10 protein-coding genes and 1 pseudogene are annotated in these 9,482 nt (G+C 50.4%); 4 read left to right on the forward strand and 7 right to left on the reverse strand.

Annotation, left to right across the window (positions count from 1 at the left end):
• Positions 1 to 190: 190 nt before the first annotated feature.
• The 4 genes and pseudogenes from ACIPUG_RS15120 to ACIPUG_RS15135 form a co-directional block, all read left to right on the forward strand.
• A pseudogene (locus ACIPUG_RS15120) lies at positions 191 to 253 on the forward strand (hypothetical protein); the annotation flags it as partial.
• A 207-nt stretch (positions 254 to 460) separates the two neighbouring features.
• Positions 461 to 709, forward strand: coding sequence for a CopG family ribbon-helix-helix protein (locus ACIPUG_RS15125; protein WP_400339021.1), 249 nt, complete (start codon positions 461 to 463; stop codon positions 707 to 709).
• 3 nt (positions 710 to 712) lie between these two features.
• On the forward strand, positions 713 to 988 hold the full coding sequence (locus tag ACIPUG_RS15130) for a type II toxin-antitoxin system RelE/ParE family toxin (protein WP_014913960.1): 276 nt from the start codon (positions 713 to 715) through the stop codon (positions 986 to 988).
• 47 nt (positions 989 to 1,035) lie between these two features.
• Positions 1,036 to 1,548 (forward strand): AAA family ATPase, encoded by a 513-nt coding sequence (locus tag ACIPUG_RS15135; protein ID WP_400339024.1) that lies wholly within the window; start codon positions 1,036 to 1,038, stop codon positions 1,546 to 1,548.
• Positions 1,549 to 1,865: 317 nt separating this feature from the next.
• Here ACIPUG_RS15135 and ACIPUG_RS15140 read toward each other — a convergent pair whose 3' ends face one another.
• Genes ACIPUG_RS15140 through ACIPUG_RS15170 form a run of 7 tightly spaced genes read right to left on the reverse strand, consistent with a single transcriptional unit; the run spans position 1,866 to position 9,479 of the window.
• Positions 1,866 to 2,348: a hypothetical protein gene (locus ACIPUG_RS15140; protein ID WP_014913962.1), complete on the reverse strand. Its 483-nt coding sequence runs from the start codon at positions 2,346 to 2,348 to the stop codon at positions 1,866 to 1,868.
• A 10-nt stretch (positions 2,349 to 2,358) separates the two neighbouring features.
• Positions 2,359 to 3,063 carry a hypothetical protein gene (locus tag ACIPUG_RS15145; RefSeq protein ID WP_014913963.1) on the reverse strand — a complete coding sequence of 235 codons (705 nt, stop codon included), beginning with the start codon at positions 3,061 to 3,063 and terminating at the stop codon, positions 2,359 to 2,361.
• A gap of 22 nt (positions 3,064 to 3,085) precedes the next feature.
• Positions 3,086 to 4,621, reverse strand: coding sequence for an SUMF1/EgtB/PvdO family nonheme iron enzyme (locus tag ACIPUG_RS15150; RefSeq protein WP_400339026.1), 1,536 nt, complete (start codon positions 4,619 to 4,621; stop codon positions 3,086 to 3,088).
• Positions 4,611 to 5,843, reverse strand: a complete 1,233-nt coding sequence (locus ACIPUG_RS15155) for an ABC transporter permease (protein WP_400339029.1) — start codon at positions 5,841 to 5,843, stop codon at positions 4,611 to 4,613. Before ACIPUG_RS15155 ends, ACIPUG_RS15150 begins: the two co-directional genes overlap by 11 nt.
• Positions 5,824 to 6,492 (reverse strand): ABC transporter ATP-binding protein, encoded by a 669-nt coding sequence (locus ACIPUG_RS15160; RefSeq protein ID WP_400339031.1) that lies wholly within the window; start codon positions 6,490 to 6,492, stop codon positions 5,824 to 5,826. Before ACIPUG_RS15160 ends, ACIPUG_RS15155 begins: the two co-directional genes overlap by 20 nt.
• Before the next feature lie 17 nt (positions 6,493 to 6,509).
• Entirely contained in the window at positions 6,510 to 8,489 is a 1,980-nt protein-coding gene (locus tag ACIPUG_RS15165) for a vWA domain-containing protein (protein ID WP_248721240.1), read from the reverse strand.
• A 9-nt stretch (positions 8,490 to 8,498) separates the two neighbouring features.
• The gene (locus tag ACIPUG_RS15170) at positions 8,499 to 9,479 is read right to left on the reverse strand and encodes a hypothetical protein (RefSeq protein WP_400339034.1); all 981 of its coding nucleotides are present in this window, start codon (positions 9,477 to 9,479) and stop codon (positions 8,499 to 8,501) included.
• Positions 9,480 to 9,482: the final 3 nt, after the last annotated feature.

The raw sequence follows: 9,482 nt of genomic DNA on the forward strand, positions 1-9,482 counted from the left end.
TATTTTTTAATTTTATTATTAATATTCAATATCTTATTTTTATACATGAGTCCGGCCTTCGCACCATTAGTATGAAAATTAAGTCACCTCAGGGTGGCTTTTTTTTATGTCCAAAATCGTCCGAGCACATCCGTTGCAATCCAGACTCCTCAGGGGGCATCCCCCCTTCAATTAGAAATGAGCCCCCAAAATGAAGCTCAACGCCCGCCAAGTCGAGACTGCCAAACCAAAAGATAAAACCTATAAGATGGCGGCCTGTATCTTGAGATAACTGTAATCCCTCCGGTTTTAGTACCACCGCCAATGAGGGCTCCGGCCAGTTTTTGTCGTGCATAGATAACAGGTGGCATAGCGAATAATGTAGCAGGGGTGCTGATGTGGTACTTGTCACAGGTAGTGACGCTAACAAAATCATGCTACTTTAATAAGTGTTATTAACTTTTATTAAACGGTGATGCTCATGGGACAACCTGCGAAACAGACGATCAGTGCTCAGATACCCGCCGAACTTGCGGCTGCGGTTGAAAGCCTGGCTATTGAATTGGATAGATCCAAAAGCTGGGTGATTAAAGAAGCGCTGACCGCAATGATTGAAGAGAGAGAACGGCGGCATCAGCAGGTTTTGAAAGGTCTTGCTGATGTCGATGCGGGAAGAGTAGTAAGCCATGCAGATGTGATCGACCTCGCCAACAAACTGAAAAAGTCATAATCAATGGAAATACGTTGGACGCAAAAGGCACAGGATGACCTTGAACGTATTTATGGGTTTGCCAGCCAGTACAGTCGGCAACATGCTGACGAGGTGTTAGATCGTTTGATCATCGGAACCACGGGGCTTGCTGACTACCCGAGAATCGGCGTATCTCAGACAAGATATGAACCACGCGAGGTGAGAAAGATTTTGTTTGATGATTATGAAGTTCACTATGAAATTCAGCATGATACGATTTATATCGTCGATCTGTGGCATACACGAGAAGACCGCTAAATTTCGTTGCTATATCTAGGCCTGCTTATAGTCATACAAGGGCGCTCATGTTAATCATTTTTGGTGGGTTACCGGGAACTGGGAAATCAACTATTGCCCGTTTATTGGCAACCAGACTGAACGCGGTCTGGTTGTGTATCGACTCTATCGAACAGTCACTGATTCGGTCAGAAAAATTCACAATGTCTGATATGGGGCCTGCCGGATATCTGGTCGCGTATGCTATCGCTGCGGACAATCTTAAGCTAGGAAACAACGTCATTGCCGATTCGGTAAATCCTCTCGCCATTACTCGGCAGGCTTGGCGAAATGTGGCTTCAGAAAATGCAGCACCTGCGTTGGAAATTGAAATTATCTGTTCCGATAAAGTGCAGCATAAGGAGAGGGTGGAACATCGCAGCGCAGATATTGCTGGGCATGTACTGCCCGACTGGCAGAAAGTCATCACTCGCCAATATGAAGCTTGGTCATCCACTGATATCACCCTAGATACTTCAGTGTTAACGCCAGAACAAGCCGTAGAGGTTATTCTCCAGCATATTGAATCATGCAGGCCCTGACTCTCAGGCTATGATGTACTTTATGCCTAGGTTGGCAACGTGTTGCATCACCGGGACAATGCAAGGCTACTGCTGAAGGTGGGTTATAGTAGGCGACAGTAAATTGAACGCATGCAGCTCTGCTGCAATGATATCGTCAGATGCTAATTTTCCCCTTCTATGGGACGACGACTGCCAGACATTCCAGAAGTCAACTGGACGAGTGTGCCAGATAACATCCATTCCGGTATGAAACCGGGCGCGGTGTGTCGAATCCTTGGGGAATGATATCAGGGGAAAAATCGGCCCGCAGACCGTCAGGTCTACGGGCGTTTGATTTACTGCGATGCTAACATGTTTTGAAGCGCAGTAAGCTGCCCTTGTAATTTCTGCAGTTCCATCTGTTTTTGCATTTCTGATTCGGAAGGGCGGTTTTGTGCCTCTTTCATGCTTTTTTCCAGTGCGGCGATCTCTTTTTGTGCCGTTGCGCGCCCTGCATTCTTTTTCTTCAGCTGTGCCACCAGATTATTCATCGAACGCTGTAACTCTTGTTGCGACTTACGTTTAGTGGCAACACTGGCATTACTTTGCGCCTTTTCCTGCTCAATAGCGGCATACACGGCATTGAACTCTTTATTCAATTCCTGTTCATGTTGCAGCGTCTGCTGTTTCTCTGTAACCCGTTGATCCCACGTTCCAGAATAGTTGCAGTTAAATTTAGTGACGATACTGACGTCACCGGTTGTCGGGTCACAGCTCTGCGGGTTGGTAACGCATCCAGCTAGCAGGAGTGTGGTGAATACGGGCAATAAAACGCGCATGGGAATTTCCTTAGCTAACTTTCAGGGCGGTACGCTGGTTATAAAGGCTATCCAGCTCGCTCTGTAATGAACCGATTTTGTCACGCATCTGGGCAATTTCTGTATCTAATTTCTTGGTGTTATCGCCGGACTTTTGCATATCTGTTGAGACGTCCTGCCACTGCTTCTCATGTTTTTTCATATCGGTAATCGTGTTACGCAAATAGGCGATGTTTGCATCTATCCCTTTGATCTGTTTTTGCATTTCCTCTTTTTTCACCGATTTTGTCGCAATTTCCTTCTCTATTTTGGCAATGGTTTGCTTATCACTGGCGATAACCGACTTCGCCACATCAGATGCGCCTTGAATTCGGGTGTTTTCAGCCTGGATATCTTTAATCGATGCATTTAACTGCTCTTCCTGAGTGGCGTATTTTTTACGCTGGTTATCCAGGTAAGCATTGGTGCCAACACCGATACCGCAGCCAGCCACGGCCGCCGCCGCCATACACAATGTTTTATGCTCGGTGTCGCTTACTGCACAAGCCAGCATTCCTATCGCCGCACCAGCGGCACAAGCCTGCAACCCTGATTTGTTAAAGAACTCCATATCCTCGCTCTTCGACAGACGTGGATCGACGCCGCTACCCCCCAGGCTTGATGAATTTTGACAGCCAGCCAGAAGTACAATTAATCCCGCGATTGTTGCTGTGCGTAATGCTTTAAACGTTACCATCACCTACTCTCCTTCATATTTATTAGTTATTGTTTTTGCATGCGTTAAGCCACGCATCCCGTGCCACTTTGCCATCCTTCCAGTACCCCTGAAGGTTTTTCCAATAGGTATCCAGATATCCGTTTAGGTTAGTTTTGCCACGTGCCGCCATTAGCTGCTGTACGATGGCGATCTGTGGTTCGATAAGAGATTTGTTATAGGTCGAACCGATGTCCACTAGCGTGTCGGCGTAATAGCTGGTGATAAAATCGAGGGCTTTCTGATGCTGCCCTAACTGTTCCTGACGAAGAGAGCAGTTAGCATCTAGCTGATTACCCGCTGCGCAGGTTTTTGCATTGAGCTGATTAAGGCGATCAAGAAATTCGCCGTCATCTTTCATCTTTGTGCACAAAAATGCGCCCAACTGCAGTGATGTTCTTATAGCTTGATCGCGCTGTTCATCTCGCAACTGGCTGTTGGCGCGCAGTTCACCACGTAGTTGTTCTAGCTGTTTCTTTAGCACCTCATCTTGCACTTTGGCGGAAATTTCATTGAGATTTTGCAACGATCCTGTTGCGCCTCCATCACTTGCGGTGCTTTTTTCCGTGCCGAGGGCCTGCCACTCTTTTTCAATTTCTTTGACACGATCGCGGGATGTGAGCGTTGTTGATACCAAAACCAGCCTCATGCCCGTCGTTTTACTGCCGTTCTCTCCCTTGGCGTCGTAATAAGGCTCTTCACCGCGCAGCGAGCTACGAATATCGCTCTGTACCGTTAAAATGCTTCCTCCGCGCACGATATAGCCACCGGCTTTACCATGTAAGCGGTCGAGCTTGTTAAGGCGAAAGGGTTCGAACATTATCTCGGCAGCGTTGCCAAGCATATCGTGCAATCCGAGTGGGTTAGGCTGTAGCAAGCCTGTTGGCTGGAGTTTTCCATTTGCTGATTGCGCGCCAGCGAACCAGGCATAGCCATTCATGCCTTCCGGCATTGGGAAATGCTGATCGCGGAATTCTGATGATGACACTGATTGCCCGCCTCGGGCGGCAAATTCCCACTCGGTTTCGGTAGGTAAGCGGAGAAAGCCAGGTTGTCCGTCGTCTTTAGGCAAACTCGCTAGCTTCTCTTTCCGTAACCAGAGGTTGTAACGGTTAGCAAGGGACATCGCATCCATCCAGCCAATATTCACTTTTGGCAGACGGCCCTTTATATCTGGCATCGGGCACTCGCCAGAGAGCGCCAAATACTGTAAATCGCTCAGCTCATACTTCGCCATCAAGTAGTAGCGGCTCTGTCCTTTTTTTTCAGGGAAACTGCCTGCGATATGCTCCTGACGGGCTTGCTCGACATATCCCCATTCATCACCTTCCTGTCCGACAACAATGCCGTAGTCATCCAGCAGGTTATTTTGCGGAATAATCACTTTCCTAAACGCCATCGCGCCATCGCAAGGTAGAGGGAGGATGACATCATCTGCCAGCGGTTTCGGGTTCCAGAATTTCTCATCCCAGGTTGCCTGCGCGGCGCAGGTATATCCCATACCCATCATAACCAGGCCCAGCACCAGTTTAAATTTCACGTAGACTCTCCGCAGGTTCGATTTTCAGCGCACGCAGCGCACCGATGGCGGCAACGCTTAACGCCACCGCCAGTACGCACAACAGTGCAGTAATAAAATGAATGGGATCGAGGTGGCAAACGAACATATGATCGGGAAGGGATGTGCCAAGCAGACGATTAAACAATTCGCTTCCCAATAGATAAATCGCCAACGCGATACTGAATGCCACACCCGTAAGGCAAAGCGCCTGGATCACGATAAATAGGGTGATTGCCTGACGGCGAAAACCGAGAAGGCGCAGTACGGCCATGTCGGTGCGTTTACGGTCGATATTGGCGATAAAAGCGCCGATCAGTGAGGCGATACAGCCGGAAGCCGAGATCCATGCGATGACCGCGAAAATGAGACCCAGTACGCGATCGATGGCGCGCACAGATTCGATCTGTGCTGCCTGAGTGACCGATTCGATATGCTGCGCTTCCAGCCAACGAGCCAGTGGTGCCACATCATCTAGCGTGCTGGCATAGAGTCGCGCTCGGGCAAAGCGTAGGCGCTGCCGTGGTGGCTCTCCATCGCTTACTTCAAGTAAAGAAACCTGAAAACCATCACGGTAATCTTCCAACGCGACCAGAAGCGGCAGGGAGATAAACGCGGCAGGACGAGTGAATTTGGCCTCATCAAGTACCCCACTGACAAATAGCTCAATGCTCGCACGCTGGTTCTGCCCTTCAAGATTGCGGTTGACCCGTAGGTGGAAGCGATCCCCAACCTGAACCGCAAGGCGGCGTGCCGCACTGGCGCTTAATACCACTTGCGTATCTTGCTGTAGCGGAGGAATGCCCTGTAGTAACGGGTCGCCTTCTCCGGTGGGGATCACCTCAGCATTCGCGGCAAAATGCTGACTGTCGCGCACCAAATCTGCCTGCGTGTTCAAAGAGCGAGTGAGAGGAACAGTAAAACCGACTTCTGGGCGCTGTGCTAATTGTTCCAGCCAGGCGAGGTCGTAGTTGCCATTCCCAGTCATACGCACTTCCCGCGTGCGAGGATCGTCCAGCAGGTCATGGCGTAGCTGGTTGACGATACCGTTCTTCAGGCCAAAGAGTAATAATAATGGTGCGATGACTGCAATCAGCGAAAAAACAATACATAGCGTCACTTTGCGATCGTGCAATAAATCGCGCAGCGCCATACGCAGCAAAAGCATGCGAGCGGGTTGAAATTCAGGCAGGGAGGAAGACACTTTGCCCCTCCGTGACCGATGCTTTGTAACAGCGCAGGCCCAAATCCGCCACTCGCTGCCAGTCATGGCTGACAATAATGACGGCCATGTCTAGCGTTCGAACCATCTCAATCATCAGTGCAAAGAGTTGTTCTGCATTGTCGGGATCCAGCGCCGCTGTTGGTTCATCGGCCAGAAGTAAACGTGGCCGATGGGCAATCGCCCGAATAAACGCCACGCGTTGGCGCTCGCCAATCGAGAGTTGGGAAGGCATCTTGCCGAGTAATGCACGGATGCCTAATCGATAGATGGCGGTATCCAACCACTCTGCGTGAGTGGTCATCCCTACCAATTGTCGAGTCAGGTGGATGTTTTCCGCAACGGAAAGCCACGGTAACAATCCGCCATGTTGAAGCATAAATCCCAACGTACGCGCTCGGATAGTGGATAACTGGACTTCATTTTCCGCCAATAGCGGCGTAGCGATATCCAGTTCGCCCAGCCGATACTCCTTGAGACGTGCTGGACGCAGGAGTGTCCCCATCATTTCCAACAGCGTGCTTTTTCCACATCCACTGGGCCCGACAAGGGCGGCGATATCGCCACGAGACAGCACGAATTCAGGTAATGATACCTGGTAGCCATTTGCTCCGCCTCGGCGGATGTCCATATCGCAGATCCGTATCATTAGGGCAGATTTTCTAGAGGAACCGGGTAGACGTTATCCCGAGGGTCGCTGCCAGGTGCCAGTGCGATCCAGCGGTCAACGTCCTGATTGTAGCGTTGGTAGTAGCTGAGTTTGGTGTTCAGGCGGCGAATAAACCGTTCCTGTTCGAGGCCATCCCAGCTTTTCCAGGTTTCTTCATCCAGGCTCAACACCTCACTCAGATAGGGGAGGCTGTCGATGTATTCGCCCAGAAGCCCCATCTCACCAAGGCGAGTGGCACTCTTGCTTTTTGCCTGGTTCGGATCATTTCCCATGGTTGCTGCCAGCGAACGCAGACTGGCAAACATATCATCTGGCGAAATCATCCCTTCATTCGCCGCGTTGATGATTTTTTTCATCACATCGCTTAAATCGCTCAGCTCGCTCTTAGTGAGCAGCACCCGGACTTCTGTGGCTGGAATATTTTGTTTCACCAGGTCGCGGTCGCTAATCCACGACTTAAATACGGGTGGCACTTGCGTCCCCTGTTTTTCGCCAAGGTAGGCCAGACGCATCGCATTGCTCAATTTTTCGGCATCGCTTAACAGTGGATTCGTTTGCTTGCCCGCGTATTCTGGGCTGGCACCGAGTGCACTGCCCACGGTATTTTCGCCACTCCAGGCTGTTTTTATCTGCCCGGTAATGGCGTTAGCCAACCCATCGACCATTTTGCCAAAGTTGTTCACGTCACCAGAATCGATAGGGTAATACAGAGGCTTATGCAGAAAGGGGTTCAGCGTCAGATCCTGATATTGAGCTTCTGCCGAGGCATGGTTTTTCTTTCCATTCGGGGCTTTCAGATGCATGGCGTAAAGTGCCACGCCACGGTAAGCGGCTTCCTGACGTACCTGAGCAGCATCGAGTGACGTTGAGGATAGGCTATCTGACCCCTCAAGTGCCCCGGCATCGGTAATCAGTACGACATAACGGGCACCAAACTGGGTCCAGTCCACTTGGTCCAGCGCCATCATTACGCCACCGTAAGCATCTTCATCCATTTTGCTGCTTGATACCGTTGCCTGCTTAAGGTCATGCACTTTGGCGAGAAAGTCTTTACCGCTTTTCACCGTGTTGGGGTCAACATACATTTTGCTGTCGTACTCCAGACCCGGCACGACTTTGACGCTGGAGCGGTATGCGACCAAGCCAAACTTCACCTTATCCTGTAGCTGTTCTTTCTCAATGCGCTGATAAATCTTATCGATAGCCTCTTTAGTGCGTTCAATATAAGGCCCCATGGAAATGGTGGAATCGATCACGAACACCACTGACGCAGAGAAGCCTTTCATCATATTCTTTTCGTTCTGCCCATTTTTTTCGTCCGACGGGGAACCACCCGCCCCCGTTGTTGCATTGGCTTTTTCGCTAACCGATGCAACATTCAGGACACGAACCTGGAAGCCGGTGTCGGTGAAAATATCATCCGAACCGAGTACTGGCAGAAGATAGAAATTTTTAAGTTGATCAACCATGTAATCTGGCTCTCTGGCCAGAACTTGCGGTACGGGCTGATTATGCTTCAAACGTGTCAGAAGCGGATCCAACATGGCAGAGGGCTTCTTGCTATTAAGAATGGCTTCAACGTCACTCTTATCGCGGAAGAACAGCATCGGATGGCGGCCTGATGGGTTGGTAAAGGCCAGCGTCAGCTGCATCTTCCAATCCACGGTACAAGATGATTTCATCCAACCGGAAACGCGCCCTAAGCTATCCGGCCCTACCTGTAACCATTCATCCTGCCCATTCTGGCTGCGTTGATAAACGTAGAAACGGCTAAACGCAGGTTGCTCTTTGCCTGAATCGCCCATTTTATCCGCTAACTCACAGCCTGGATAAGTCAGCACGCGTTGGTACAGCGTGCGTTTTCCTTCCTGCAGCAGTGGCTTTTGATCGGCAGAGAGTGCTGGGAAGCTAAAGGCGGCGGCACAAAATAGGCCACTGAACCAGTGAACATAATTCATTCTTTTATCCTATTTTTTCAGCGCGGCTAAGCGGGCTTTAGCATCGTTGTTTTGCGGATCTTTATTGACGATGGTTTCATACCAGTAGGCTGCTGTCTGTGCATCAGGGCTGAAACAACCGCCGGCTTTCGCCGTTTGCGGATCGTATTCCTGGGCGTAGCGCATTGCCATTTGCGTATCTCCCGACTGCGCTTTGTAAGCGTATAAACGTTGGGCAATGTCGCAACGCTTATCTGCTTTGGCTTTGCTAATAACGTCAATCAGTTGGGCACTGCTCGGTTGGCTGCGCAGGCAACCTTTGACAAATTCCAGTTCATCGCTGTTTTTCATCTGATCATCACCACAAGGCCCACTAACTTTGGCGACGGAGGGGGCGGTAGTGGTTGCCACCGCAGGCGTTGGGCTGCGAGTAAACCACCACGCTGCGGCGGCAAGCAATATCAGGATGGGGATCACGATGGCGATCAGTACACCCGTTTTACCGGACTTGGGCTTATCGCTGGATGCATCGGTTCGTACCTGAGGTTGCGGTACTGGCGCAGGAGGCTCCGGAGTAGGTTCTGGCTGTGGTTCAGGGATGGACATTTCCTGAACGGGCGCTTCTTCCACTGGCTGGACAGCCGCTAATGGATTATTTTCACCGCTTGCCTGAGAACTCAGCAGACCATCGGTGATGGTGAGTACGCCAATATCACTTGTGGCGATATCTTTAACCGTAATCCTGTAAGCAGCTTGGCGGTTTGCCAGCAGCGGGTCGAGAAACGTGGGGCCAACCTGCACGCCAGGTACATCGTCGTACTGCGCCAGAGGCGACAGGGTTAAAAAAACTTCACCGCTACTCCACTGCCCGTTGTTACCGAGATAAAGATGGTCCTGATTACGTAACACCGAGATCGTGACACCTTCCTCAGCCCCTTTCCATGCCCGTAACAGCAGCAGTGCATAGCCAGGCTGGACAGGTGTTAAGGGTTTTAGTTCTGGTTTGATCACGTC

The sequence above is a fragment of the Pectobacterium sp. CHL-2024 genome, assembly GCF_044751765.1.
GTDB classification, from domain to species: Bacteria; Pseudomonadota; Gammaproteobacteria; order Enterobacterales; family Enterobacteriaceae; genus Pectobacterium; species Pectobacterium brasiliense.